Origin of the sequence: Nocardia gamkensis NBRC 108242 (genome assembly GCF_001612985.1) — a bacterium.
GTDB classification, from domain to species: domain Bacteria; phylum Actinomycetota; class Actinomycetes; order Mycobacteriales; family Mycobacteriaceae; genus Nocardia; species Nocardia gamkensis.
The window spans coordinates 78,153-104,488 of the sequence record NZ_BDBM01000011.1 but is presented as its reverse complement, the minus strand read 5'-3'; the positions used below and the strand labels follow the sequence as shown (position 1 = coordinate 104,488).

The following is a 26,336-nucleotide window of genomic DNA, read 5'->3' as shown; positions in this document are numbered from 1 at the left end:
AACGGCGCGAAACGCCGGCCGACTGGTTTCCGCTGCCGCCCGGGGACGGGGAGCCAGCCGTCGTGACCAATCGGCACACGGCGACAGGCTAACCGTCCACGGTGCACTAAGTAAACAGCCATTCTCATTCCAGTCGGCGCTATCGCCGCCCCGGGCGGTGCGAACCCCCGGCAGGAGCAGCGATGTCGGCGAGATGGCAAGCTGTCCGGTATGGCCGATATTCGCCTGGACGTCTCCGACGCCATCGCCACCATCACCCTCGACCGCCCGCGGCAGCTCAACGCGTTCACCACTGCCATGGGGACCGAGTTGATCGATGCCTTCGACACCTGCGACCGCGACGATCGAATTCGAGCGGTGATCATCACGGGCGCCGGACGCGCCTTCTGCGCGGGCGCGGATCTGTCGGCGGGTGCGGAGACCTTCGTCGCGGGCGATGCGGACGCGGCGGAATCCTTCCGGGACACCGGCGGTGAAGTCGTCCTGCGCATGTTCGAATCCCGCAAACCCGTCATCGCCGCCGTCAACGGACCCGCCGTCGGCGTCGGCATCACCATGACGCTCGCGGCGGACTTCCGGCTGGCCGTCGACAACGCCCGCATCGGGTTCGTCTTCAATCGCCGCGGCATCGTTCCCGAGTCCTGTTCCAGTTGGTTCCTGCCCCGCCTGGTGCCGATGCAGACCGCGCTGGACTGGGTGTACTCGGGCCGTCTCGTCGAGGCGGACGAAGCGCTCGACGCGGGATTGTTCTCCGCACTGCATCCCGCGGACACACTGCTCGACGAGGCTCGCGCGCTCGCCCGCCGAGTTACCGAGCATTCCGCGCCCGTGTCGGTGGCGCTGTCGCGGCAGATGCTGTGGCGCAACCTCGGAGCCGAGCACCCGATGATCGCCCACCGCATCGAATCTCGCGGCATCTACCACCGGGGCGCCGCCGCCGACGCCAGGGAAGGCGTGACGGCCTTCCTGGAGAAGCGGCCCGCCCGATTCCCCGACAGCGTCGAGCGCGACCTCCCGGACATCTTCGGCGACGATCTGGCGGTCCCGGCGTTCCGGCCTCGAGATCCTCGGCGGTAGCAGGCGATCCCAGGTGCGCAATCCGGTCGGCGGCGGATACCGAATCGAAAGGTTCCTCAGTCGCCCACTGCGCCGTGCTCGATCCACGCCACGGCGCGCAGCGGAAACGAGCCCGTCCCGCGCACCGGCGCGGGCAGCGCGACCAGCCTGGCGCCGGTGTCGGGGACCGCGTCCAGATTCGTCATCTGCTCGATGATAGGAATGCCCGCACCGAGCAGCGTGTGGTGGCACGGCCGCGTCGGCAAGGACGTGTCGTCGACGTCGGACGAGTCGATTCCCACCAGTGCCGCATTGGCGGCGACCAGCGCCTCGGCGACCTCCCCGACCAGGAAAGGATGGCCGGGCCCTCGATACGCGGACGATCCCCATTTCCCCGACCAACCGGTGTGCACGAGCACCGCTTTGCCCCACAAGCGCGCGGGATCGCCCAGCACGTCCGGCCCGACCGCGCGGCGGCCCGACGCGTGGATCATCACGATCGGCACGTTGAACAACCGCTCCAACGGCAACTCGGCGATGTCGGCGCCGCCGGCGTGGAAATGGAAAGGCGCGTCGATGTAGGTGCCCGTGGTGCCGACCATGTCCACGCGGGCGATGTGGTAGCTCATGTCGATCAGCGGCGATCGGTCACGTGCCACAGCCGTCGTGACACGCGGTGCGGGCAGGCTCGGATCGATGAGCATGCCGTCCGAGACAGGATGGGACAGCTCCACGATCGCTCGGCTCATACCAGGGACGGTACCGCGCAGCGGATGCAGTCGTGCGAGGCGCGACGACACGGGAGTGACTCACGGTGCGTTCGGACTCGCCGGCCGAAATCGGCTGATGCGCACGGGCCCCAAGAAGCGCAGAATGGAAACCGGAAGGTCATCATGCGACTGCTACAGGGTCTACTCGGTCCGATACTGGGGATCCTCACGGCCGTGCTCGGCACGGTTCTGGGGCTGGTCGCCGCTGTGCTGTGGCTCGTCGGCGCGGTGCTGTGCGTGACGATCATCCTGCTTCCGCTGGGCATCCCGGTCATCAAACTCGCCCGCCGTCTGTTCACACTTTCCCGGCAGCTGATGCGTTTCCCCTGAAGGCTGCAGGCCGATGAGATCGCGTCCGGTTCTCGATGACGACGTCGTCCATCGGCTCATCATCCGGATCACCGAAAGCGGGTCTCGCCGGTCGAACCATGACTCGATGTGACCGAGGACGTGACCGTCCTGAGTCCCTGACGAACTGCATTCGATTCCGACGGCACCGGTGGATCGCAATCCCTCTCGTCCTCGACCGGACCACGGACACCGATCTGGCGGCAGCCGCTGCCGAACCTTTTGTTTCCCAGGGCGATTCAGCGGGTTTGCGGCGCGGCGGCGTCGGCGGTTCACCGGCGGTGAAGGGCGTGGCAGCAGGTAGCGTGTGCCGGTATGGCGACCTCCTTGGCGTATACGGCCACCTACTCCCATTCGGCCGACGCGCTTCGTGCGGCGCTGGCCGACGAGCAGTACTGGAAAGACCGCATCGCAGAGGTCGGCGGGGCCGACGCACAGCTCGTCGAGTTCGACGCCGCCGAGGACCGCCTGCACGTGCGGATGGTGCAGACCATTCCGGCGGCGGAGCTGCCCAGCGCCATCACCGCGGTGCGGCCCGAGGGCCTGGTCATCACCCGCTCCGAGACCTACACCCGCGAGGGCGGCAGTTTCGAGGCTCGCGTCGAGGGTGTGCCCGCCCAGGTGAGCGGCACCGTCCGGCTCACCGAGAGCGACACAGCGGCCGAGGCTGTGGTGGCCGGTGCCGCCGAAGTCGGTATCCCCTTGTTCGGCAAGAAGATCGAGGCAGCCATCGTGACCCGGCTACTCGACATGCTGGCCACGGAGGCGGAGTTCACCGACACCTGGATCACCGACCACTGACCGTGGCCATCGGCGGCGGCGTTCGTCGCCCGGTCCAGGCCATGACGTTTTGTGGCCGCTCCCAGCGAGACTGCGGGTGCAGTAGCCATCGCCCCCAACGAACGCGACGCCACCTTGCCCGCCGAGGCATGCGCGACCTACCGTGGGCCTGTTTCGTCCAGCCTCCTCAGGAAGGCCGTGTGTGAATTCCCCTGCCCCGCTGTCCTACCCCCATGGCGCGGCGCGGACCGCGCGGCTGGTGGCGGCGCTGAGCATCGTCGTCCTCGGGTTCGCGACCGGTGCGGCCGGACCCGTGAGCGCCCAACCGGAACTCCCGTCACCGATCGGCATGCTTCCCGATCGACCGCATATCGCCGGTACGGCGTCGGGCCCGGGACGGTTGGTCGAGCTGACGGTCCACTCCGCCGCGATGGCGAACGAGGTGGCCGTCCGTGTCCTGCCCGCCGCCGACAGATCGGCGCCCGCGCCCACCCTGTACCTACTGAACGGCATCGACGGCGGGGCTGACGGGAACTGGCTCAGCCGCACGGATGTGGTGGAGTTCTTCCGGGACAAGCAAGTCAATGTGGTGATCCCGTTCGGCGGCGCCAGCTCCTATTTCACGGACTGGCGTGCGGATGATCCGATGCTGGGACGGCAGCGATGGGCCACGTTCCTGACTCGGGAACTGCCGCCGATCGTGGACGCGGAGTTCGGGGGCAACGGGGCGAACGCGATCGCGGGCATCTCGATGGCGGGCACGTCGGTGTTCCAGCTGGCCTTGGCCGCACCAGGGTTGTATCGGGCCATCGGCTCGTATTCCGGGTGTGTGCGCACCAGCGATCCGCAGGGTCAAGTGATCGTGAGCGCGGTGGTGGGTGGGCGCCGCGGCAACGTGGTGAACATGTGGGGGCCGCCGACGGATCCCGCGTGGGCGGCCAACGACCCGTATCTGCACGCGGACGAGCTGCGCGGTACCGCGATCTATGTCGCGAGCGGGACCGGCGCGCCCGGTCCGTACGACACCCTCGACAGTGCCGGGATCGAGCACAGCCCCGGCAAGCTGATCGACCAGCTCCTCATCGGCGGCGCCCTGGAGACCTTCGCCGAACGCTGCACCCGTCAGCTGCGCGACAGGCTGGATCAGCTGGCCATTCCCGCCACCTTCGAACTGCGCGGCAACGGCACCCATTCCTGGTCGTACTGGCAGGAAGACCTGCACAGCTCGTGGCCCGGGTTCGCCGCCGCACTCGGCACGGCCTGAAGCGACCGGCGCCGCTCGGATCAAGCGGGCGCGGCCACCTCACCGGTGTCGTGCTCGACGCCGGAGCGGATCGACGCGGGCCGATGTCCCAGGGCCGGGGCGATCAGCTCCACGGTGTCGTGCAAGATCTGTTCGTAGTCGGCACGGCGGAACTCGTAGGGCAGCTCCAGCCGCAGCTCCGAGGTCTGCGCGAGCACCGGATCGGCCCGCAGCCGGTCGATGATCTCCTCGGCGGGGCCGACCAGGTCCGGGGCGAACAGGACACGCCGCTCCCCCTGTGGCGCCAGGGTGCGCTCGTACCTGCTCGCCGCGTACTGCCGGTACCGCTCGCGAGTCGCGCGGTCGGCGCTGTCGAACGGGACGATCACCCGCCCTACCGCGACCCGGGCGGGCCGGGCCGGATCCACCAGTCGGCGATACTCGCCGAGCAAGCTCGATTGGGTGGTGGCGAAATCGTCGCTGCGGTCACCGAAGACGATGTTCCCCGTCAGCAGGTTCAGCCCGCTCTCCCCCGCCCAGCGGACCGAACGGATGCTCGCCCCGCCGTACCAGAGCCGATCGATCAAGCCGGGATTGTGCGGCTGCAACCGGGGACGCTGGGTGTTGCCCGGCGAGTGGATCACTGTGCCCGCGTCACCGAGAAAGTCACCGCGCAGGTTCTCGATCAGCCGGGTGATCCGTCCGTAGGACAGATCGTAGGAGCGCCAGTCTCCGTCGAAGACCAGGTCGCCGATCAAGTCGGCATGCGGCGGGGTTCCCGCGCTGAAGCCGGCTTGCAACCGGCCCCGCGACAGCACATCGGCCAGTGACAGATCCTCGGCCAGCCGGAACGGGCTCTCGTAGCCGATGGGAATCACGGCCGTGCCCAATTGGATTCGGCTGGTGCGCTGACCGGCGGCGGCCAGGAACACCGCGGCCGAACCGACGCCGTGCTCGAGATGACGCTGCCGGATCCACGCACCGTCGAAGCCGAGGCTCTCGCCGTACTCGAACAGCCGCAGCGTGTCCTCGAGCCCCGCGTAGGGATCGTCGTCGGGGTAGTTGCCCGGCGTCAGGAACGACAACGTCCTGATCCCGGATGTGCTGTCGCTCATCGGGTTCCGCCGCGCTCGTACGGGAGCTTCGCACCGGCTTCGATCGCGACCGGCAGGCGGTTCTCCGCCGGCGGCAACGGGCAGGTCGCCAAGTCCGTGTAGGCGCAGGGCAGATTCGCGGATCGGTTGAAGTCCAGCCGCACCGATCCGTCGTCGCCGGGCGGGGACAGGTGCAGGACGCGATTGGCGGCGTAAGTGGTGACCCCCGAGGTCGCGTCGGTGAACAGTACGGTCAGGCTGCCGGGATCCTTGCCGGGGAACGCGGTCAGGCGCAGCGCCCGGCCGTCCAGCTCGAACTCCACCTGCCCCGGCGCGTCATAAACGTGTTCGAGTCCTTCGACAGCGGCGCCGACCGTGGTCGGCCGCGGCTCGGGGAAGGCGACATAGCGGCCGGTGACCACCCACTTCGGGTGCGGCGGGTAGGCGGGGGTGCCGTGAAATGCCGTGCGCAGCGGGTTGTCCGGGTGCCGCGGGCGAACGATGTCGTACCCGCCGCGCTTGGCCACCTCGATCACCGCGTCACCCCATACGGCGTTCACGCCACCGCGTTCGGGGATGGCGCCGAAGACATGCCGACCGCGCACCGATACCCTGTCGACCACCAGCTCGTCACCGTCGTCGAGAACCACTGTGACGCCATCGGCGCCGGTGGACCAAGCGCCCGGCGCGTCGGGGAATCGTTGTGGCTCTTCGGTGAGCCAGTGCAGCGCGGTGATGGCCAGGAATCCGTGCGGGTCGGCAAGTCGCGATTCCTGCGTGCGGTGCCAGTCCTGCCAGTCGGCGACGAAGGAGTCGGTCGGAGTTGCGGCGGTGGCCTGCGCTGTCATGGGGTGCTCCTGGTCTGAGGCTCTGCCTGTTCCCGGGTCGGCGCTGCCGAAGACCGGCGCCTCGGTCGCGCCGCTCTCGGCAGTCCGAGGCCGCCACGTCTCCGGTCGAGGCGTCGGCGGCTCCTCTCAGGCAGCGAAGTACGCCGGTGATACCTGATTCAATCGCGTACTCGCGCCCGCGCACAGGATTGCGATCAGCGCGAACACAACCGCTGCGCACCGGCCCGGTGCGCAGCCCGGGCCGGTGCGCAGCCCGGGCCGGTGCGCACCGCCACGGATACTCCGCGCCACGGCATTCTCACGCAACGCTGGGATCGGCTGGTCGGTTCGAGCCGGGCATGAGGAATCTCGTCGATCCGCACCGAGAGTCTCACGGCAGCAACGGTTCAGCACCACCATGGGACCTGGGCGGCAGAACCAGCCGCCCGTATGCCCGATCATCTGGTCGTGTGCGCACCGCCGTTGACATGGAGCGTCTGGCCTGTGATGTGCCGGGCGTGCGGCGACGCGAGGAATTCGATCAACCCGGCGACATCGTCCGGATCGCCCGCGCGTTTGTCGTGCGTGGAGTCGATCAACCGCGCGCGTCGTTGCTCGCTCAACTGCCCCTGGAAGAAATCGGTGTTCGCGATATACCCCGGTGCGACCGTGTTCACCGTGACGCCTCGCGGCGCCAGCTGCGCCGACAACCCCGCCGACCATGCCGCCAACGCCGCCTTCGCGGCGCCGTAGGAGCCCGCGGCGTATTCCGCGCCGATCGAGCCGACATTGATCACCGCTCCGCCGGGCCGCAACCGCTCTCGCAGCGCCGAAGTGGTCAGCACCGCGCTCAGCAGATTCGCCGACAGGTTCGCCTGCCACTGTGCGGCCAGCTCCTCCAACGACATCTCTTCGACGCCGCCTCCGGCGAGATCGGTGTTCCCGCCCGCCATATTCACCAGCACATCGACTTCGGGCCCGACCGACTCGGCGAACCGCTGCACCTCCGATGGCACCGCGGCATCGCACACGATCCCCCGCACCCCGAGTTCACGTGCCGTCCGCTGGAGCCGCTCCGGCGAGCGCCCGGTGATCACCACCTCCGCACCGCCTTCGGCGAATCGCTGCGCCACCCGCCGCCCGATTCCCCCGCTCGCACCGGTGATGACGATCGTTCCGCGCATTCTCTACTCCTCTCGGTATATTTAGCACTAAATGTACCGAGAGGAGACACTTCCGGCAATGACGCACGAACTGCGGGACGAGATACCGTCCCCTGCTCAGATAGCCGCGGCATGGTGCCGGGAGCTGCCCGGCGCGCGGACCGAGTCGATCGAGATACTCACCCCGCTGTGGCGAGTCGCCAAGCTGCTCACCGACGAACGGCAGCGCACCCTCCAGCGTTTGGGCATCGATGAATCCACTCTCGACCTGCTCAGCACCCTGCGCCGGTCCGGCCCGCCCTACCAGCTGACCACCCGCCAGATCGCCGCCCGCAGCCTCGTCACGGCAGGCGCCATCTCGCAGCGCCTGACGCGCGCGGAAACGGCCGGATTGATCACCCGGGCACCCACTTCGGCCACCCGGCGCGGTGTACTGGTCACCCTCACCCCGGAAGGCCATCGGCTCACCGAGCGAGTCGTGCCCGCCCTGCTGGACCATGAGACCACGCTCACCGACCGGCTACCCGCCGATCAACGCGCCGCACTCACCGCGGCCCTGCACACGCTCGCGGACGCGATCCGATCCACCGGAGCGGGGGATGCCACCGGGTGACCAGCGAATGTCGCGCACCGGCGCGCAGCCGAAGAAGACAGGCCCGCACCGAGTCGCCCTCCGCCTAGCCGGTACCGGACAGATCCGCGGAAAGGTCCCGGGCCTGCACGCCTTCGGGTGTGGCATGGATCGTGCCGTGATCGACGGCGGGGTCCTTGTCGGGGCCGAACAGCCGGTCGTAGAAGAACAGGATTTTCTCGTCGGTGACTTCGGCGCGGGTCGGTTCTTGCCGTGCCGGAGGTCGGTCGGTTGGAGGCGATTGGTGATCGGTGGGTGCAGTATCGGTCCGGGAGGCGTGGGAAGCCTGCCAGTAGCCCGGCAATCCTGAAGCCGACCCGCGGGGCGGGGTAGCGGTAGATGGTGGGGCGGTGCCGGCCTTGAACAGCGAGAACCGGCCGGGGTTGTCCGGCCGGTTCTCGTTCTGTGCAAGGCTGTCAGCCATCGAGCAGCCGGCCGGTCAGGGCTGGCTGTTCGTCAGTTCACCAGCCGAAGATGCCCGCACTGTCGTAGCGTTCGCCGGCTTGTGCCGATGCATGGGTGAGTGCGTCGCGGCTGGCCTCGATACGCTCGGTGAGCGTGACTGTGGACTCGGTGTCTTTTTCAGGTGCGGGCGTGTTCGGCATGGCGCAGAATCCCTTCCAAGAGGTCGATCTTGCTGGTACGGCAGTACGCCGTTTCTGTGGTGTCCAGTCGGCCGGTCTCGAAATACTTGTTGGCCACCTGGCCGCCGCGGCAGTAGGAGAAATGCTCGCACTGCTTACGACAGTTCGCGATACCGGTCAGAGCTTCGGCGACCCAGGCCACCTCGCCCGCGCGACCCGCCAGGACGGTCAGCGGTGTCTCCAAGACGTTACCGGCAGTGAACTCGCCGTGCTGAGGTGAGCGGAAACCGGCCAGCTCCGCGCCGATGGGCAGGTAGTGGCCGTCCCAGGTCACCAGGGGCAGGGGCCGGATCGGGTGCTCGGCGCGCTGCGGGGCGGCTCCGGCGAGCTCTTCGCGGATATAGGTGTAGGCGTGGTCGAGCTCTCTGACGTGGATGCGGGGGTCGGCTTGCCAGCAGGCCGCCAGTTCCTGCCAGAAAGCCACGACTCCGGTCTGCGGTTCTTGCCCGCCGATGTATACGCCCTTCTTCTCGGCCAGGTTCACGCCCAGGTTTTCGCACCCGAGCTCGCAGGCGAACCGGAACAGTCGACTGGCAGACCCCGGCGAGAGGTCGGACACGACGGCGATCATGCTGAAGCTGATACCCGCGCGTCGCAGGGTATCGATTCCGTGCATGGCCCGCGCGGTGCTCGGGCGCCCCGACCAGTCCAGCCGGGAGTCGTTGGCTTCGTCGGGGCCATCGATGCTCACCGTGACCCGGATCGGGACATCGGAGAACACTTCGCACCACGTCTCGTCGATACGTGTGGCGTTGGTTTGCACCGCATGAGTGATCGGATGGGCCGCACCCGGCCCGAACGGTCTCACCAGGGCGCGGAAGTAGGCCGGGTCCACCGCGAGTGGTTCGCCACCGTGCCACACGACGGTCACCGGGTGCTGTTCGGACCACTCCTCGACGCCCGCTGCCACGGCTTCGGCGACCTCCACGCTCATACGTTTCGACTGTTTCCTGTCCGGCAGGTAGCAGTAGGTGCAGTTGAGGTTGCATAATGTTGTCGGCTGCATCAACACCGCTGAAGCCGACCCCGCCAGCCTCACCTCGCTCGTCGGCACAGCAACCGCACTCGACTCGATAGGGTCGCGCTGACGCTCGGTCACCAGCGAAGAATAGCAGCCGCTTGCGCCGAACGTATTTCGTTGAGGGAAAAGCGATTTCAAGTTACACGAGCTTATCCTGTCTCGTCCGGCCGCCGCGGCGCGGTCAAACACCCCGCGAAGGATGAGCGCATCGCAGTGCTGCGTGCCTCAACAACATCCGTATCCGGCCGAATCGGTGTCACCACATCCATGCCGACCGACGGCCGACGAGTCGACTTGCGTGGTGCAGAGAAGGTCCGCCGGGAAGTACTGCGGGCCAATGCCTGGGTCGCCAACGCCAGAGCGGACCGGCATTGGTCACGGCTGCGACCTCGCGCCGACGTCGACCTGCGCTACGCCCTGCAGATCGACGCCACCCCCGGCCCCAGGCAGCACACCGCCGCACACCGGCCGAACCGAAATCGCAGGGGGTACACGCACATCCGATGCGGCCACCGCGCGACTTCGCTGAGAATCGCTGTGTGTGCCCTATTTTTCCTCTTCGGCGCTGGGCCCGCTCACAGCCTCTTTCCACGCCCTGCCGCTGTATTTACTACGGCCGATCTTGCGGCCCTTTTCGATGAACGGGCGCAGAGCCGCGTCCAGTTTGTCGTAGTTCTCAGGCGTCAGGTCGATTTCGTACTCGATGCCATTGAGGGAGAAGCGGTGCGTCGACACCTCGTCGGAGTCGGTGCCGGTGAGGTCGTCGGTGTACGGACGCGCGTCCTGATCGATCATGGACAGATCGTAGCCAGCCGTCTGAACAGCGCTTCTGACCTTCGTCAATAAGCTTCGGTTGCCGCTCACATGGCACCGGTCCGCCAGCGACGAACTCCCAGCCTGGGCCACTGACATCACCATGACGAGACAACGGACACCAAGTGGGAAACGCGCAGCTCAGCGCACTGACATCCGGCGCGAACTCTCACTACCACGTCCGATCCGGAGTCCGAAGCATTGAATCGTCGCGCAGCGTAGTTCTCCGACATCAGCCGGATCGGGTTGATCCGAGCTCCCCCGGTTGCGGGCCGTCCCGCCGAGTGGAATACCCAGGTGGAAGACCTGGCCCGACCGGATCAATCCGGCCGCGACCACCACGCGATCGGGCGTGATGAGATTCGTGGTCCCCCGCTCGTCGTCGCTTCCCCAGCGACCTCGCCCGAGGCGACGAGCGAAAACTATCGAGAGGCAGCGACTCCCGTCGTCCGACACGGGCGGCGATAGCTATCGACCCCCCATCATGCGTGAGTCCCGGCGAGCCATCGGCCCGCCGGGACTCACGCATGATCCGGCTACAGCGCTATCCCGCGACCCGGCCTCCCAAAGAGCCCCCGCTCGGCACGGATCCGGCCAGGGCATCCTCGACCGAGGCGTAGATGGGCTGGAGAGCGTCGAGGTCGAGGAGGGCCACGATGCGGGTCACCACCAATGGGCTGCCGACCACGCACAGCCGAACATCCCGGAGCCTGCATGCCTCGGCCTCCTCGGCCAAGGCCAGCATGGAACGGCAGGCCATGAAGCCGAGGCCGCCGGTGTCGATCACGATGGGGCCCGGCGCCGCGGTTGCTGTGACAACCTCCCGCAGCAGTTTGCGCCACGTCGGCAGAGTGTAGGCGTCGACCTCGCCGTGAACATGGACGATGGCCGCGTTGCCCCGACGTTCGACGGTCGCGTTCAGTCCGGGCAGAGTGTTTTCCGGCTCATCGGCCGGTGGTTGGGTGGGATTGCTGAGACCGTGCAGTGCTGTGCTCATATGGGCACACTCGATTCGTTTCGCGCCTAGGGCGCTCGACAGTCGGGCCCACCCTGCATCCTCAAGACAGACCTGTCTTTCTTTACTAACAGAGACAGGCCTGTCTGTACAGCGCTATGGTGACAGGGAGATGGAAACGCCGAACCTTTCACGCGTCGCACCCGCCGCGCCCGCGCGCGAGCGAATCCTCAGCACCGCCTACGCGTTGTTCACCCGTCGCGGTATCCGAGCGGTGGGCACCGACGAAGTGATCGCGCTGTCCGGTGTGGCCAAGGCAACGCTGTACAGGCATTTTCCGTCCAAGGACGATCTCGTGCTCGCCGTGTTGCAGCGTCGCGAGCAGCTGTGGACGCTGGGCCTGGTCGAAACCCAGTCTCGGGCACGTGGCAACACACCGGAAGAACAGTTGCTGGCTATTTTCGACGTCTTCCACGACTGGTTCCAGAAGCGCGAGGATTTCGACGGCTGCTCGTTCATCAACGTGCTGCTCGAGCTGGGCGCCGCGCATCCGGCCGGGCAGGCCAGCATCGGATACCTGGACAATATCCGGGCCATCGTGCGCGGCCGGGCCGAGGCGGCGGGATTGCGTGACCCCGACGATTTCGCCCGGTCCTGGCACATCCTGATGAAGGGCTCGATCATCTCCGCCGCCGAGGGAGATCTGCTGGCCGCTCACCGCGCCAAGCTCATGGCGCGAATGCTCATCGAACAGCACCGCCCCGTCGAGCCATAGCGACGCGGGCACATCGGCCGACGGCCGCACAACCACCGGCAGCGCCGGATGCTTCCCCGCCTCGTCGCGGGTTCGAGGTCGCCGGTCCTCCGACCGGGTCCTGCTCCAGCCGAGCCGCTGATGCAGTGTGCCGCTGACGTTTTCGTCGCGCCGAGGCGTGCGTCGACAGCGCCCGAAGCACGCGAGAGCCACCGCCGTTGTGAGTAGAGCCAATGCCGCACCCCGCTCCGCGATAGGCGTACTCGCGCGCGCGGTAACGCGCGATCAACTGCCGAGCGTCCTTATTGGCAGATCGCCAACGCGGTGGCGGGCACCATATTGACAATCCGCCAACAGCGATGGACATTTGTGGCGCGAGGACGTCGACACCTACGCGGTGCGCTCCCAGCAGCGGGCCGCTGCCGCGTGGTCTGGCGGCTATTTCACCAAATCCGTCGTGCCGGTGCGGGACATCAACGGCGCGGTGATCCTCGACCACGACGAACTCATGCGGCCGGACACCACGGTGGAGAGCCTCGCGAGCCTGCCGCCGTCGTTCGCGATCATGGGCGAGCAGGGCGGTTTCGACGCCGTCGCGCTCCAGCGCTACCACTGGGTGGAGAAGATCGAGCACGTGCACCACGCCGGCAACTCCTCCGGCATCGTCGACGGATCCGCGCTGGTGCTCGTCGGCAGCGAAGAGGCAGGGCGCCGTGCCGGGCTCACCCCGCGAGCGCGCATCGTCGCGGGTGCGGTCAGCGGCGCGGACAGCACCATCATGCTCACCGGACCGGTTCCGGTCACCGAAAAGGTGCTCGCCACAGCGGGATTGACGCTCGACGACATCGACCTGTTCGAGCTCAACGAGGCATTCGCCTCCGTGGTGCTCAACTATCAGAAGAAGCTGGGCATCCCGGACGAGAAGATCAACGTCAACGGCGGGGCCATCGCCATGGGTCACCCGCTGGGCGCGACCGGCGCGATGATCACCGGCACCATGGTCGACGAACTGGAGCGGGGCGGCGCCCGGCGCGCGCTGCTCACCCTGTGCGTCGGCGGCGGCATGGGCATCGCCACCGTCATCGAGCGCGTCTGAGCATCCGAAAGTAGTAGAGGCGAAAAGCAATGAGCGACAACATGATTGCCTGGGAACTCGGCGAAGACCGGGTGCTGGTGCTGACCATCGACGATCCCACCCAGGCCACCAACACCATGACCGAGGCGTTCGCCCGGGATCTCACCGCCACCGTCGACCGGCTGGAAGCCGAGAAGGACAGCTACGACGGTGTCATCGTCACCTGATCTCAGCGGAACCAGCGGTCCGTGCCCGGTACAAGGGCACGGACCGTCGCGTTTCCCGACGACGCCTACCCGGTCACCAGCTCGTGGCCGGTGTTTCTCCTCGCCGCGTTACCGCCGAGCGGCGCCGCGCACCGTCCGTATATCGGACCTGGTCATGGGCGGTGGAACTGCCACTGCTGGATATCGCTGGTGGCCGCGTAGCGCGTCAACCCGATCTGCTCGGTACCGATCTCGTGGCCCGGCAGAGCCAGAACGAACTCGGCGGCGGGCCAAACGGCGATACGGTAGCGGGCGGGATGGACTTCGTCGGTGCTGATCTGCCATCCCATCGGCGTCCCGCTGCATTCGACATGAACCCCCTCGGACACCAGACCGTCGCCGAGTCCGAGCCGGGTCCCGGTGCGCCCGTTGGTGATGTACCAGATCCCTCCGCCGAATTCGGGCGCGCTCGACAACAGCCAATGCTGCCAGCCATCCTCCACACTTGCCTCCCCCACTACCGTGACCTGGTCAGCGCTGTCGAGCGCCAGCACATGGCCTGTGCCGACGTTGACGATCCGATACACACCCTCGCTCAACTCAGCCATGATCCGTCGTCCTCGCCATATGGACACAACCCGCATACCACTGCCGACAGCAACTGCCCCGATGGAACCTCGACCGTGGTGGCCGGTCGCTGATCTCGAGGGTTGCGGTTGATACCGAACTACCCGTCCCCGAACCAGTGAACCACTTCGACAGACCGGAGTTCGCCGGGCGCCCCCGCCGATCCTGGGCAGCCACCGGCACTCGTCCTATGCCTGGCCGCCACCTTGCGCGCCGCGTGCGCCTCGAACCCGCACCGGAACCGCGAGTCGCTGTCCTGCTCTCACTCGCCCCCGACGAGTGCTGCCGCGAATATCCCTCGACATCGCGTGCGGTCGCCCAAGCCGGGTATGACGCTCGCACAGCGACCATCGCATGTGCACGAGCACCCGAACGCGGCGCGAACCGCCGCACCTCGGCTACCGCCCGGACGATCGAAGGAGACCGCCATGCCGGTGCTACACCGCACCTACCTCGTCCGCCTCGACCCCTCCCTGCACGGCGAGCGTGCGACACCGCAAGGTGTGCGGGGGAAGTTTCTCGACTGGCTGCGAACCGACGACGCCGAGGTCGTCGAGCTCTGCGGCGCGGATCGCCTCGTCATCTCCTGCTCACCGGAGACCGCCGGCGAAATCAGGGACCTCGAGTACGTTCTGGACGTCGCGCCCCACGCGTAGGGTATCGGCGAGCAACACCCGGCCGCGGCGATAACCGGCCGGAGAAACGAGCATGTGGATGTGCGCATCGCTATGCGATACCGAGGTCCTTCCGACCCTGCGCATGGAATTCGCCCAACAGTTTGTCGAGCTCGCTCGCGAAATCTATCATCGCGGTTCGGAGGGCCGCATTGTCGCGCCGCTTCTCGTCGGCCGAAATGTGTGCGCTTTTGTCACGGACCTTCCCGACAAAGGGGCCGTAATGCATGTTCAAAAAGTCTACATGCGCCTTCTGGATCCTTTCGATCACATCGGACATTCCGCTGCCGCACGTCATGGCGGCGAGGTCGCCCACAACCATGGATTTGACCTCGGTCTCACCGAATTGCTGGGCTTCGGAGCGAAATCCGTCACGATCGTCGATGTTCAGATACTCGGCCATCCGGCCCATCTGCATCGTGAAAGCGTAAGTGGCCGAGAGAAAGTCGGTATAGACTTTTTGGCGATTTTCACGCGTCGCCTCCCCGATCGATATCTGTTCGCTCCGATCGGCACTACTGATACTCGTGTACACCGCCGACGACGCCGAGACGAAGCTGGAGACCATTGCGGCGAATACAGCCGCCATCAGCGCGTATCGTCCGCTTCGGGTGGCAACCTGCACGGCGTCCGCTTGACCGGCGCGCCGCGGCGGTGGCTCGAATCCCGGCCCTGCTGATGGTGGATTCTCGACACGCGCCCGGTCGTCACAGCGATGTGATCGGGAATTCGGATTGTCGATCACGTCGGACTCCCATCCGAACCCTACGGAACTGGATCGATTTCAACAGGTGACCGGTACGGCCTTCGGTACGAACAGGTCATATGGTCCGCCGCGAACCCACGCGCTGCGCGAGTAGGCGACTACTCGACTTACATGCGGGTGCATCCGCTTGCGGAAGCCGCGCGAGGGCCGGTCCTCGGCGCAACGGGACACATGGTCTGCGCAGCGCACTACCGGGCGCTGCGGAGAATATCAGCCGTTGCCGTAGACCCGATCCGGCAGCACCAAGACCACTGCCCGGCGTTCTGCGGCCATCACTCTGTCGTACTCGTCCCAATCCTCGTGCACGCCACCGGCCGCGGTGAACACCTCACGCAGCAGAAGCCGCAACCGCTCGGCATCGACGTCGGGGGCCGGATCGTCGGGGCCGACGATCCACACCGGCCCCTCGACGGCGCACCATTCCCAACCGACGCGAACCACGATCGTGGCACGCGGCCGGGCGCGCAGATTGTCCAATTTGCGGGCATCGCCGCGCACCACCATGCCCACCGCGTCCGCACCGGTCGCCGGGTGTCGCAACACCCCGGCGTTGACCACGGACGATTGCATCGTGCGGTCGGCTCGCAGGGTGGAGACGACACAGAGTCCGTGGTCGCCGGTGATCAGCCGGGCGAAGTCCGCGAGATCGGTCACGCCGGAAGTCTACGTAGTCGGGTCGGCACGGCGGCCCGGAACACCGCACGGGCCGCCTGCCCGATCGGGTACCGGGGAAAACCGGCGGCTGCTCGAGCATCGCGGTCGCAGCGTGTGCGGCGGGTTCGCTATTGGCGTCGACGCGGTGTGTGAACGGCAGCGACCCCGGGTAGTGCTGACCATATCGTCGCTGCGTCGACGCTGTCCGATGCCCCATCGATGTGTCGCGATCCCCACGGGCGACAGATCCACGCAAATACAGAGCAACCCGAAAGCTGGTGTCGTCATGGTCTCGCAGATTCTGGATGCCCGTGTCGTCTCGCACGCCGGATCCCCCTCACGGGCCGCGTCGTGACCGCGGGCAGCTCGTCCACCACGTCCCGGGCGGTGGTTCGCACCGACCGGCCGGAGCGGTACGGCAAGCAGTTGGTGGCGCATCTGGGGCGGCGCAACGGCGGCGAGTGGTCGGCGCAGTCCTCGTCGGGCTGGATCGACTTGGACTCCGGTCGCGCGACGGTCAGCGCGCAGGAGGGCGAACTGCATCTACGGATCGAAGCGGCCGCGGAGGACCTGCCCCGCCTCGAGGACGTGCTCGCGAGGCACCTGGTCCGGTTCGGCGAGCGCGACCGGCTGAGCGTGACGTGGCAGCACGATCCCGCCGCCGCGGATTCGACCGATACGAGCGGCGACCGCCCGTCGGAGAACTGACGCCTACCGCGAGGAGACGCCATGACCGGCCCCGGCGAAGACCTGGAACCGATCACCGACCTCAGATCCGCGCTTCGCAGGTTGGCGTTGCACGAGACCGACCCACCCGGCGGACCCGATCGGCGAGCCGGCCGGGGTCTACCGGTCCCGCTGGGACGACGAACTACGGCATTCGGTGACACTCCCTGGTGAAGCCCCGGTTCTCCGACCCGAAAGGAATGTTCGTGCGACGCAGAACGATGCTGGCGGCAGTGGCCGCGGTGACCGCGACCCCACTGGTGGCCTCGGGGTGCGACTCGCGACACGAGCACGACACCGAGTCCGCCGAATCGGACGCCCTGCGCTTCGACCCCGAGAAGTACAGCATCGAAGCCAAGACGGTCGCCACCGCCGATGGCGAGCGGCGGATCACCTACCACCAGTACAAGGGCATCGTCTACGTCGCGAAACCGGTGGACGAGCAATACCAGAGCATGACCGTCAGCGTCCCGGTGCAGATCGACGGCAGCACCGTGGACGCGAGCAGGGCACCGATCCTGCTCAGCAACAACATCGGCGGATACATGTCGTCCTCGATGACCAAGTCCGGCGGAACGCCCGGTGGCCTGCCGTCCGGCGCGGCCCCGCCCAGCGGCGCGACGCGGGGCGGATCGGGCGGGTTCGACGACCGCGCGAATCGCACCGGCAACCCCGACCTCGCGCTGGCCGCCGGTTATGTGGTCGTCGAGCCGGGCGCGCGAGGGCGCGATCTGGTCGGCTCCGACGGCGTCTACTACGGGGTCGCTCCGGCGGCGATCGTGGATCTGAAGGCGGCGGTGCGGTATCTGCGGCACAACAGCGGGCGGGTGCCCGGCAACACCGATTGGATCATCTCCACCGGTGTGAGCGCGGGCGGCGCGATGTCGGCGCTGCTGGGCGCCTCGGGGGACAGCGACCGCTACCACTCCTACCTCACCGAACTCGGCGCGGCCGACGCCTCCGACGCCATCTTCGCCAGCGCCGGCTACTGTCCGATCACCGACCTCGAGCACGCCGACATGGCCTACGAATGGAACTGGGGCGCCAACCCGCCGCAGTCCGGTGAACAGGTCGACCAGACGGTGTCGCGGGAACTCGCCACCGCCTTTCCGGCCTATCAGGCATCGCTGAATCTGCGCGGACGCAACGGGTCCGGAGCGCTCACCGCCGACAACTACGCCGACCACCTGCTGCGCACCTATCTGCAACCGGCGGCGGGCAAGTACCTGAAGGCACTGCCGGACGCCGAGCGCGGCGCCTACCTGGCCGCGAACCCATGGCTGCGTTTCGACAACGACACCGCGACCTTCACCTGGGCCGATTACCTCACCCACGTCGGCGCGCGCAAGAAGAACGTGCCCGCCTTCGACGCATTCGACCTGTCCTCGGGCGAGAACAACGAATTCGGCAACGGCACCACCAAAGCGCGCCACTTCACCCTCTACAGCCTGCGCCACGCCACCGGTGATGCGAACGCGCGGCTCGACAGCGACCTGCCGGACAAGATCGAGTTGATGAACCCCATGTACTTCCTCGGCCGGGACAATCCCGGCCGCGCCCGGCACTGGTGGATACGCGTCGGCGCCAAAGACTCCGACACCTCCCTCACCGTCGTCGGCAACCTCGCCGCCAAGCTGGAGAATCTCGGCGCGAACGTGAACGCCGCCATGTATTGGGACGCGGGCCACGGCAGCAACGAAGACGCCGGGGACTTCATCGCCTGGATTCGCGGCATCACCGGCTACGCCCGTTAGCTACGCCCGATTCTCTTTCGGGGCGGGAATGGTCAACAGGCCGAGAATCGCCCGAGCCTGCTCCGCGGTCGGCGTGGGCAGGCTGCCGCGGCCGTGGATGAAGCCGATGCCCAAGTACACCATCGCACCGGCGCGCAGCCGTGCTTCCTCCGGTGCGAAGCCCAGTTCCAGCATCGCTTTCTGCACCGTTTCGAAGATCTGTTGATCCAGGGCGCGCACCGTCGCTGCCACCTTCTCATCGCTTCGCGCCCATTCGCGCACGGTGGCTTCGGTGGCCCAGGTGCCTTGGTCGATGAGATTGGCGGCCATGTTGGCGATGCGCTGCTCGACCGGAACGGACTCGATCGCGCCGAGCGCGCGAATGATCTCGGTTTGACGCGCGCTCCACCGGTCGGCCATCGCCTCCATGAGCTGTTCGATATCGTCGAAATGCCAGTAGAAACTGCCTTTGGTGACACCGAGTTCCTGGCACAGCCGGGGAATCTTGATGGCGGAGACGCCTTCTCGGGCGAGCAGTGCCAGAGCGCCGTCCACCCATGCCTCGTACGAAAGCCGCGGCGCGCGGCCGCGGCCGCGTTGCTGCGCCGCCGCTTTCCGGGAGCGCCGCGGTGCGGAGTTCGTGGTGTCCACGTCGGGAGGCCGGATGCTGTCGCCGGACGGTGGCCCGTCGGCTGTCATCGGTGCGGCCCCAAGTCGGTGGAAATCACCACTCGATGGTAGGTGACCCCGTCACGGGACCACTTCGGCGCGGTGACTGTCCACTGCACCCGTCTGGCGATGGTGCCGTATCTGCCGGTCACCGAGCTCCTTTCGCGATCATTCCGCACGAACCCAATTCTTCCATTCAAAAGAGTACCGATAACTATACCCAATGGTATGGTCGCTGGCATGGGGCGGCGACGAGGCCGCCCGAGAAGGGTTCGACGATGAGACTGCGGATCGGGAGGCCGACTTTGGCCGACACGGTGCACGACCACTTCCAAACGCATCCCCTACCGCCCTGCGGTCGACGGCAAGGTGGAGATCCACTCCGGCTCGAGCCGGCACTACCCCACCCTGCACGGGAATCTGGTCACGCCGGAAGGGGTCTCCGCGCGCACCGCGGTCCTGATGGCGCATCCGGCGTCCAACTTCCTGTCCCATTTCCTGCTGGGCGCCTTCGCCGCGGCGGGCGTGCCGATCATGGCGATGAACACCCGCTACGCGGCCAACGAGGCCGCCCTGCTGATGGAGCGCGCGGCCGAGGACCTGGGCGCGGGCGTGCGCTGGTTGCGCGAGAAACACGGCTTCGAACGGGTGGTGCTGCTGGGATTCAGCGGCGGCGGGCCGCTGATGTCCTTCTATCAGTCACAAGCCGAGAATCCCTCGATCACCCGGACCCCGACCGGCGACGCGGTCTCGCTCGACGGCCTCATTCCCGCCGATGGACTGATGCTGGTGGGGGCGCACCCGGGCCGGGCGCGGGTGCTGCGGAACTGGATCGACCCGGCCGTGGTCGACGAGAGCGACCCGTACCGAATAGTAGGAGAAGTCACCCATGTCAGTGGAAGTCCCGCCCGCGGGCGCGGCTGTCGTCGCGCAACAGCCGTCGGTGAAGTGCCCGACCGCGTTCCGGTACTGGGAAGCGCGCCGGTCCCCCAAGGTTCAGCGCCTCGAGCGTCTGTTCGTGAAAGTCACCGGGAAAGAGCTGTTTCCCACCGACGCGCAAGCAGTCGCGTTGTGCGAGGACTTGTTCACCGGCGATCCGGTCGCGGAACGGTTCGTCGCGGAGGTGATGCACGGCGCGGCAGGCCCCCAGGCCGGACGACGGATGCTGGAAACCGCCCTCACCGCGGGCATCGACGCCGTACCGGACGCGCCGGAGTCGATGCGCGCGCTGTTCGAGGAATTCGAGACGGTGCCCGAGTGGGTGGTGCCCGAACTGGTCGAGCAAGGCGCGGCGATCTGGCGACGGTGGGGCACGATGCTGTTCAGCTTCGCCGGCGCGGAAACACTGGAGATGTACACCGAGGCCGCCGTCGCGACCCCGCTGTCGCTGGCAGGCGGCTACGCCGGGGACAGCGCGCTGCGCCGCTTCCTGGAGACCACCCGCTTCTGGATCGATGTCTCCGAGCCGCGCGCACTGCTGACTCCGGGCTCGGCGGGACGTGCCACGGCACTGAAGGTGCGCATCATGCATGTCTCGATCCGCGCGAAGGTCGCGGGTCATCCGGAGTGGGACATGGACAGGTGGGGCCTGCCGATCAGCCAGACCTACCAGATGCTGACCCTCCTGGGCGGCAGCGTCACCCCCGGCCTCGGATTGTGGGCGCTCGGCTATCAGACCACGCCCTCGGAAATCCGCGCACTGCTGCATTTCCAGAAGTACATGGGATACCTGCTCGGCGTGCGGCTGCGCTGGTACCCGGAAACGGTCCTCGACTCGCTGCGTGTTCTCGCCATGACCATCGCGTCCCGCTCCTACGACGCCGGTAAGCACGGCGCGGAGCTGATCGAGTCCTACCCCGTGGCGTTCGCGCCGCGCGACGGGCACCGCGGGCTCACGCGACTGCGTGAGGCGTACAACTTCCGCATCAACTCCGTGTACTCCGCGATGTACATGGCTCCGTGGACCCGGCGCCGGTACACCATGCCCCCGGCGTTTCCCTGGATCGGCATTCCCCTGCTGCGTTTCCCCCTCATCACGGCGATGGAGATTTTGCGCAGAACCGTCCCGCCCTTCGCGCGGGCGCACGAGAAGCTCATGCTCTGGCACCGCGAGAACTGGTACCGCGCCCAGATGCAGGGCCGCGAGGCGGCTTTCGACGCCAGCGGGGGACTACGCCGATGACCTTCGCGGCGGTCGCCCCGCGCGCCGCCGCGTTCGCGCCGACCCCGGACCCGATGCGTCGCCGTCGTGTCCACCGACATCGAAAGCAGTTATGAGCACCGCAGAAATCGTCGAAGTGTGGAATGGGCCCGGCCGCCGGGACGGGGTACTGACTTCCGTCGAGCCCCAGCACAACGGACTTCACCCGTCGCCGAGCAGACTGGCGTTCGAGCACTGGTACTTCGACGCTCACCTCGACACCGGGCACGTGGTGATCGGGTTCCTGACCAAACGGCGACCGGAGGATCTGCCCAACGCCAAACCGTGGGTGGAGATGATGGTGTACGCCCCGGACGGCACCCGACGCCAGGTGTCGCGGCGGTACCCGCGGGCGGCGGCGGTTTTCTCGGCCGACACCTGCGACGTGCGCATCGGCGCCAACCACGCCCACACCGAGTACCCGGCGGACGGGCTGCCGATTCATCACCTGCACATGGCCGAGGACGGCTTGGTCTTCGACCTGCGATTCCACAACGAGACCCCCAGTTGGATGCCGGGCAAAGGCGAGACCCGCTTCGGGACGCGGGATTCGTTCGGGTGGGTGGTCGCGGCGCCGCGCGCCCGGGTGAGCGGCGCCATCGAGCTCGACGGCGTCCGCCACGAAGTCACCGGGCGTGGGTATCACGACCACAACTGGGGCGTCGGCGATATGAAGAAGATCATCGACCGCTGGCACTGGGGGCGGCTCTACGTCGAGGACTATTCGCTGCTCTACGCCTCGGTGCTGACCCAGCGGCGGCAGGGCGGGCACGAGATCAGTCCGCTGATGCTCGCCCGGCACGGTGACATCGTGTTGTCCACCGGCGAGACGGTGCTCACCGAAGGTCCGGCGCGATTCCACCCGACCGCCGGTCGAACGTATCCGGAATGGATCGAACTGCGCGTGCCGGGGAGCGTGGATCTGCGCCTGGTCGTCGAGAAGGTCATCCACGCCCACGATCTGCTCGACGACATTCCCGTCGCTCGATCACGACTGATCAAACCGCTGGCGCATCGGCTGGTCGGCCATCCCGGCTACTTCCGCTTCGAGTCGTCGTTCGAATTGGCCGTCCACACCGGGACCGGCATCGAGACGCGCACCGGCTCCACGTTGCACGAACTGGTCGCCCTGGCCTGACCCCGGCCCACCACCCGGCTCCCGGAGACGAAGACCAGCCCATGACGAACACCCGTCCCGCCCGTGCCGCGGGCTCGCCCGATACCGCGTCCGCCACACCGGAATTCGCCTATCTGAGCGGCTTCGGCAACGAGCATCAGAGCGAGGCGATCCCCGGCGCGCTGCCCACGGACCAGAATTCACCACAGCGGGCGCTACGGCCTGTACGCGGAACAACTCTCGGCGACGGCGTTCACCGAACCGCGCGCGGTCAACCGGCGTAGCTGGGTGTATCGGATCCGCCCTTGCGCGCAGCACGGCGCGTTCACCAGGATCGACAACCGGACCTTCCGCAGCGCACCGATTCTCGACGGAGTGGCCGACCCGAACAGGTTGCGGTGGGATCCGCTGCCGGACACCTGGCCGCGCGGCGACTTCCTCGACAGCATCTACACCCTGGCCGCCAACGGCTCGGCGTTGCAACGTCAGGGCATCGCCGTGCACATGTACTGCGCCACCGAGACCATGCGTGCTCGCTACTTCGGTGACGCCGACGGCGAACTGCTGGTGGTACCCCAGCGGGGCAGACTCGTGCTGCACACCGAATTCGGCGGATTGGCGGTCGGACCCGGGCAATTCGCGGTGGTCGAGCGGGCGGTGCGCTTCCGGGTCGAACTACTCGACGATCGCGCGGTCGGCTATCTGTGCGAGAACTACGGTTCGCCGTTCGCGCTACCGGAACTGGGCCCGATCGGCGCGAACGGCTTGGCCCACGCCCGCCACTTCCGCTATCCGGTCGCCGCCTACGAAGATCTCCGGGAGCCCGTGCAGGTCGTGCAGAAGTTCGGCGGGAACCTCTGGTCGGCCGACTACGACCACTCACCGCTGGATGTGGTGGCATGGCACGGATCCCACGCCGCGTACGTCTTCGACCTGCGCCACTTCAACGCGATGGGGACGATCGGGTTCGACCATCCCGATCCCTCGATATTCACCGTCCTGACCTCGCATTCGGACACTCCGGGGCAAGCAAATGTCGACTTCGTGGCATTCCCGGCACGGTGGAATGTGTCCGAGCATTCCTTCCGGCCACCGCACTTCCATCGCAATGTGATGACCGAGTTCATGGGATTGGTCGAGGGCGCCCATGATTCGAAAGCGGAGGGCTTCGTTCCGGGAGGCGCGAGCCTGCACAACATGTGGGCCGCGCACGGGCCGGACCGGGAGACCTTCGACAAGGCCAGCACGGCGGAACTGACACCGCAGAAGATCGACGGCTCCCTGGCATTCATGTTCGAAACCCGCTGGCCGCTGATCGTGACCGACTTCGCGCACGCGGCGCGGCACCGTCAACCCGACTACGACGCTTGCTGGGCCGGTCTCCAGCACCGGTTCACACCGCCGCACTGATCCCCTGCTCGCGCACCTTTTCGCACCCGGAGTACCGCATGACCGCCGTATCGACGTCCCGCCCCTCGTTCGACCTGCCCGAACCCACGCTGCGGATCGGCGGCGAGCACGCCCACGTGCCCGGACTCGGCCCCGTCGCCGGGGCCGCGCTGGCGGGACACCCCGGCATCGACAAGGTCTCGTTCACCGGAAGCCCGCGGGTCGGCAAGCAGATCCAGAGCCTGGCCGGCGATACGTTCCGGAAGGTCACCCTCGAACTGGGCGGCAAAGCCGCGCAACTGATCTTCGACGACGCCGACCTCGACGCCGCGATGCCCTGGATAGCGATGGGCAACTTCTACCACCAAGGTCAGGTCTGCGCCGCGGGCACCCGCGTCCTGGTGCACGAATCGCTCGTCGACCGGGTTGTCGAGGGTCTGGTCGAAGCCGCCGCGAACGCGCGGATCGGAGATCCGTTCCTGCCCACGAGCACCATGGGCTCCATCGTCAACCAGCGCCAGCTCGACCAGATCCCGCGCTACATCGACATCGGCCGCGAGGAAGGCGCCGAGCTGGTCACCGGCGGTGCCCGCCTGTGGCGCCCCGGCTACTTCGTCGAACCCACCGTTTTCCGCGGTTCCAACGACCTCACCATCGCCCGCGAAGAGATCTTCGGTCCGGTCGCCACCGTCATCGGCTTCGAGACCACCGAGGAAGCCGTCCGGCTGGCCAACGAAACCAGGTACGGCCTCAACGCCATGGTGTACACCAGCGACTTGTCACGCGCCGTGACGGTGACCGAGCAACTGCGGGTCGGCACGGTCTGGGTCAACGGCTGGGGTGTCCCGATCCGGCCCTGCCCTGGGGCGGGCGCGCGGGCAGCGGAATCGGCCGCGAACTCGGCCGCAGCGGCATCGAAGCCGACACCGAGGAGAAGACCGTCCACATCGGACTGTGACCCACCGTTCGCACCTTCGCGTCGGCGCGACGCGGTCCCCTGCGGATCGCGCCGACGGCCGCCCGTCCGCGGGTCGCGGCGGCTCAGAGCCTTCCGACGACCCGGTCGGGAGTCACCCGGACGGTGACGATCGGGATGTCGCCGTAGGCGGCCGCGGCTTCCGGGTTGTGCTCGGCGTAGGTCATCCCGGTGTATTTAAGCGCCAGCCGATCTCGCACTTCCGAGCCGCCTTCGGCCAGGGTGGCGGTGCCGCGGATCGCGGCGTAGGTGTAGGGCTGTTCGGGCGGGGTGACCAGCACGCTGACGCGAGGGTCACGGCGCAGGTTGCGCTCCTTGCGGCTACCCGCCGCTACCGCGAACAGGACGTCGTCGCCGTCGCGGAGTATCCACACCACCGACTGATGTGGGCTGCCGTCGGGCTGGACAGTGGACACGATGCCGAATACCGGTGAGTCGAGGACCTGCCGCAACCTGACCGGGGAAACGCCGAGCGCGGCCGGTTGCAGACGGCCGAGCAACTTCGTCGTCTCGTCGTACAGTCTCGCGGCCGCCGCGGTATCGAACGCGGGTCCGTGGACGTCCACAGGTTGTCCCTGGACGATCGCGGTCAGTGCCTCGGCCGGCGGATCGTCCAGCACTGCGAGGATCGGGCCGATCGCCACGTCGATCGGTTGCGCGGTGCGGCGCAGCGTTTCGATCCGGGCCGCCATCTCGGCGTCGTAGTCTCCGGACAGGGCGGTATTCACCACCCCCGGATGCAGCAGTACATAGCGCACCCGCGCCGATACCGGCCGGCGCGCGAACTCGATGCCGAGCAGGTCGTTGAGCTGTCCGCCCTGGGCGAGAGCGTGCATACCGTGGTAGTCACGCTCGTGACCGAGGTCGTCCCAGCGGATCTCACCGGTGCCGCTGCCCGGACCGGCCACATTCACGATGACCGGGTTCGCGGCGGTGCTCAACAGATCGCCGAGTTCGTAGCTGAGCACGAACCGGCTCAGGTAGAACAGCGCGAAGGTGTATTCGAAGCCTTCCGCGGTCACCAGCCGATCGGACCGGTAGTGCCGAGCGCACAGCACCAGGGCATCCACTGTGGTGAACGGGGCGCGGACAGCGTCGATCGCGGCGCGAGTCGCCGCGATCGAACTCAGATCGGCCGGTACGAAGTGCGCGCGGTCGGCCGAACCGAGCGCCTCGGCGGCGGCGAGAAAGTTCTTGCCTTTCACCGGGTCTCGCCCGATCACCACGACGACGTCCCCGGCGGCCAGGCGGTCGAGCGCGACGGCCCGGCCGATCCCATCGGTTCCACCCGCGATCACTACATGCTTCATGGACCGAAATTTAACCGACGAGTTCATTTATGTCACCCCGACGGTACATTTCAGCTGATCAACTAGTTCAGGATGGGTGACCGCCGCTGCCGCTCGCCCGTCGTCGGCGCCGCCG

The 26,336-nt window shown here is 67.4% G+C and carries 27 protein-coding genes and 2 pseudogenes; 15 read left to right on the top strand and 14 right to left on the bottom strand.

All coding sequences use genetic code 11. From position 1 onward, the window contains the following. The first annotated feature begins 210 nt into the window (after positions 1 to 210). A complete protein-coding gene (locus NG1_RS12450; RefSeq protein ID WP_062970261.1) occupies positions 211 to 1,077 on the top strand; it encodes a crotonase/enoyl-CoA hydratase family protein in 867 nt (288 codons plus the stop codon). Positions 1,078 to 1,133: 56 nt separating this feature from the next. Here NG1_RS12450 and NG1_RS12445 read toward each other — a convergent pair whose 3' ends face one another. Beyond that, positions 1,134 to 1,805 (bottom strand): cyclase family protein, encoded by a 672-nt coding sequence (locus NG1_RS12445; RefSeq protein WP_062970411.1) that lies wholly within the window; start codon positions 1,803 to 1,805, stop codon positions 1,134 to 1,136. 144 nt (positions 1,806 to 1,949) lie between these two features. On the opposite strand from NG1_RS12445, the gene NG1_RS12440 reads away from it, so the two are divergent. From NG1_RS12440 to NG1_RS12430, 3 genes are all read left to right on the top strand, one after another. Next, entirely contained in the window at positions 1,950 to 2,156 is a 207-nt protein-coding gene (locus NG1_RS12440) for a hypothetical protein (protein WP_062970259.1), read from the top strand. Positions 2,157 to 2,489: 333 nt separating this feature from the next. Beyond that, positions 2,490 to 2,975, top strand: a complete 486-nt coding sequence (locus NG1_RS12435) for a DUF2505 domain-containing protein (RefSeq protein WP_062970257.1) — start codon at positions 2,490 to 2,492, stop codon at positions 2,973 to 2,975. Between the two features lie 181 nt (positions 2,976 to 3,156). Continuing rightward, entirely contained in the window at positions 3,157 to 4,218 is a 1,062-nt protein-coding gene (locus tag NG1_RS12430) for an alpha/beta hydrolase (protein ID WP_373686146.1), read from the top strand. Between the two features lie 20 nt (positions 4,219 to 4,238). On the opposite strand, the gene NG1_RS12425 is transcribed toward NG1_RS12430, so the two are convergent. From NG1_RS12425 to NG1_RS12415, 3 genes are all read right to left on the bottom strand, one after another. Beyond that, entirely contained in the window at positions 4,239 to 5,312 is a 1,074-nt protein-coding gene (locus NG1_RS12425) for an LLM class flavin-dependent oxidoreductase (protein ID WP_062970255.1), read from the bottom strand. Next, entirely contained in the window at positions 5,309 to 6,139 is an 831-nt protein-coding gene (locus tag NG1_RS12420) for a DUF1684 domain-containing protein (protein ID WP_062970254.1), read from the bottom strand. Before NG1_RS12420 ends, NG1_RS12425 begins: the two co-directional genes overlap by 4 nt. A gap of 437 nt (positions 6,140 to 6,576) precedes the next feature. Continuing rightward, positions 6,577 to 7,302, bottom strand: a complete 726-nt coding sequence (locus tag NG1_RS12415; RefSeq protein ID WP_062970251.1) for an SDR family NAD(P)-dependent oxidoreductase — start codon at positions 7,300 to 7,302, stop codon at positions 6,577 to 6,579. Positions 7,303 to 7,360: 58 nt separating this feature from the next. Between NG1_RS12415 and NG1_RS12410 the strand changes: the two genes are divergently transcribed. After that, entirely contained in the window at positions 7,361 to 7,894 is a 534-nt protein-coding gene (locus NG1_RS12410) for a MarR family winged helix-turn-helix transcriptional regulator (RefSeq protein ID WP_062970248.1), read from the top strand. Between the two features lie 64 nt (positions 7,895 to 7,958). On the opposite strand, the gene NG1_RS38220 is transcribed toward NG1_RS12410, so the two are convergent. From NG1_RS38220 to NG1_RS12390, 5 genes are all read right to left on the bottom strand, one after another. Beyond that, positions 7,959 to 8,336, bottom strand: a complete 378-nt coding sequence (locus NG1_RS38220) for a hypothetical protein (RefSeq protein ID WP_245659874.1) — start codon at positions 8,334 to 8,336, stop codon at positions 7,959 to 7,961. A gap of 37 nt (positions 8,337 to 8,373) precedes the next feature. Then, positions 8,374 to 8,517, bottom strand: a complete 144-nt coding sequence (locus NG1_RS36640; protein ID WP_157114017.1) for a hypothetical protein — start codon at positions 8,515 to 8,517, stop codon at positions 8,374 to 8,376. Next, the gene (gene amcB, locus NG1_RS12400; protein ID WP_210750088.1) at positions 8,495 to 9,655 is read right to left on the bottom strand and encodes a cyclophane-forming radical SAM peptide maturase AmcB; all 1,161 of its coding nucleotides are present in this window, start codon (positions 9,653 to 9,655) and stop codon (positions 8,495 to 8,497) included. The genes NG1_RS36640 and amcB overlap by 23 nt, the downstream gene beginning before the upstream one ends. 468 nt (positions 9,656 to 10,123) lie before the next feature. Beyond that, entirely contained in the window at positions 10,124 to 10,372 is a 249-nt protein-coding gene (locus tag NG1_RS12395; protein WP_062970244.1) for an Lsr2 dimerization domain-containing protein, read from the bottom strand. Between the two features lie 562 nt (positions 10,373 to 10,934). After that, positions 10,935 to 11,387: an anti-sigma factor antagonist gene (locus NG1_RS12390; RefSeq protein WP_062970242.1), complete on the bottom strand. Its 453-nt coding sequence runs from the start codon at positions 11,385 to 11,387 to the stop codon at positions 10,935 to 10,937. 130 nt (positions 11,388 to 11,517) lie between these two features. On the opposite strand from NG1_RS12390, the gene NG1_RS12385 reads away from it, so the two are divergent. The 3 genes and pseudogenes from NG1_RS12385 to NG1_RS36635 all read left to right on the top strand — a co-directional run bounded on the left by NG1_RS12385 (position 11,518) and on the right by NG1_RS36635 (position 13,401). Then, entirely contained in the window at positions 11,518 to 12,120 is a 603-nt protein-coding gene (locus NG1_RS12385) for a TetR/AcrR family transcriptional regulator (protein ID WP_062970240.1), read from the top strand. A 352-nt stretch (positions 12,121 to 12,472) separates the two neighbouring features. Continuing rightward, positions 12,473 to 13,195 (top strand): annotated as a pseudogene (locus NG1_RS12380) (acetyl-CoA C-acyltransferase); the annotation flags it as partial. 29 nt (positions 13,196 to 13,224) lie between these two features. Continuing rightward, a complete protein-coding gene (locus NG1_RS36635) occupies positions 13,225 to 13,401 on the top strand; it encodes a hypothetical protein (protein WP_157114016.1) in 177 nt (58 codons plus the stop codon). Positions 13,402 to 13,553: 152 nt separating this feature from the next. Here the strand turns inward: NG1_RS36635 and NG1_RS12375 are convergent, their stop codons facing one another. Beyond that, positions 13,554 to 13,988 (bottom strand): RICIN domain-containing protein, encoded by a 435-nt coding sequence (locus NG1_RS12375; RefSeq protein ID WP_168434088.1) that lies wholly within the window; start codon positions 13,986 to 13,988, stop codon positions 13,554 to 13,556. A gap of 447 nt (positions 13,989 to 14,435) precedes the next feature. Here NG1_RS12375 and NG1_RS12370 point away from each other — a divergent pair, with 447 nt between their 5' ends. Next, positions 14,436 to 14,663, top strand: a complete 228-nt coding sequence (locus tag NG1_RS12370; protein WP_062970236.1) for a hypothetical protein — start codon at positions 14,436 to 14,438, stop codon at positions 14,661 to 14,663. A 70-nt stretch (positions 14,664 to 14,733) separates the two neighbouring features. Here NG1_RS12370 and NG1_RS12365 read toward each other — a convergent pair whose 3' ends face one another. Further along, entirely contained in the window at positions 14,734 to 15,426 is a 693-nt protein-coding gene (locus NG1_RS12365; protein WP_157114015.1) for a hypothetical protein, read from the bottom strand. Between the two features lie 231 nt (positions 15,427 to 15,657). Beyond that, complete coding sequence (locus tag NG1_RS12360; RefSeq protein ID WP_062970232.1) at positions 15,658 to 16,101, bottom strand: pyridoxamine 5'-phosphate oxidase family protein; 444 nt, start codon at positions 16,099 to 16,101, stop codon at positions 15,658 to 15,660. A 351-nt stretch (positions 16,102 to 16,452) separates the two neighbouring features. On the opposite strand from NG1_RS12360, the gene NG1_RS12355 reads away from it, so the two are divergent. Both NG1_RS12355 and NG1_RS12350 read left to right on the top strand, forming a co-directional pair. Continuing rightward, entirely contained in the window at positions 16,453 to 16,809 is a 357-nt protein-coding gene (locus NG1_RS12355) for a DUF2218 domain-containing protein (protein WP_062970229.1), read from the top strand. Between the two features lie 224 nt (positions 16,810 to 17,033). Further along, entirely contained in the window at positions 17,034 to 18,581 is a 1,548-nt protein-coding gene (locus tag NG1_RS12350) for a subtype B tannase (protein WP_084498883.1), read from the top strand. On the opposite strand, the gene NG1_RS12345 is transcribed toward NG1_RS12350, so the two are convergent. Further along, entirely contained in the window at positions 18,582 to 19,259 is a 678-nt protein-coding gene (locus tag NG1_RS12345) for a TetR/AcrR family transcriptional regulator (RefSeq protein WP_084498873.1), read from the bottom strand. Positions 19,260 to 20,118: 859 nt separating this feature from the next. Here NG1_RS12345 and NG1_RS12335 point away from each other — a divergent pair. From NG1_RS12335 to NG1_RS12320, 4 genes and pseudogenes are all read left to right on the top strand, one after another. Beyond that, positions 20,119 to 21,411, top strand: a complete 1,293-nt coding sequence (locus NG1_RS12335; RefSeq protein WP_062970225.1) for an oxygenase MpaB family protein — start codon at positions 20,119 to 20,121, stop codon at positions 21,409 to 21,411. Between the two features lie 91 nt (positions 21,412 to 21,502). Beyond that, the gene (locus NG1_RS12330) at positions 21,503 to 22,567 is read left to right on the top strand and encodes a lipocalin-like domain-containing protein (RefSeq protein WP_062970223.1); all 1,065 of its coding nucleotides are present in this window, start codon (positions 21,503 to 21,505) and stop codon (positions 22,565 to 22,567) included. A gap of 41 nt (positions 22,568 to 22,608) precedes the next feature. Beyond that, positions 22,609 to 23,956, top strand: a pseudogene (hmgA, locus tag NG1_RS12325) (homogentisate 1,2-dioxygenase). 38 nt (positions 23,957 to 23,994) lie between these two features. Continuing rightward, the gene (locus tag NG1_RS12320) at positions 23,995 to 25,020 is read left to right on the top strand and encodes an aldehyde dehydrogenase family protein (protein WP_245659872.1); all 1,026 of its coding nucleotides are present in this window, start codon (positions 23,995 to 23,997) and stop codon (positions 25,018 to 25,020) included. Here NG1_RS12320 and NG1_RS12315 read toward each other — a convergent pair. Next, positions 24,977 to 26,221 (bottom strand): TIGR03618 family F420-dependent PPOX class oxidoreductase, encoded by a 1,245-nt coding sequence (locus NG1_RS12315; protein ID WP_062970221.1) that lies wholly within the window; start codon positions 26,219 to 26,221, stop codon positions 24,977 to 24,979. The genes NG1_RS12320 and NG1_RS12315 overlap by 44 nt on opposite strands. Between the last annotated feature and the right edge of the window lie 115 nt (positions 26,222 to 26,336).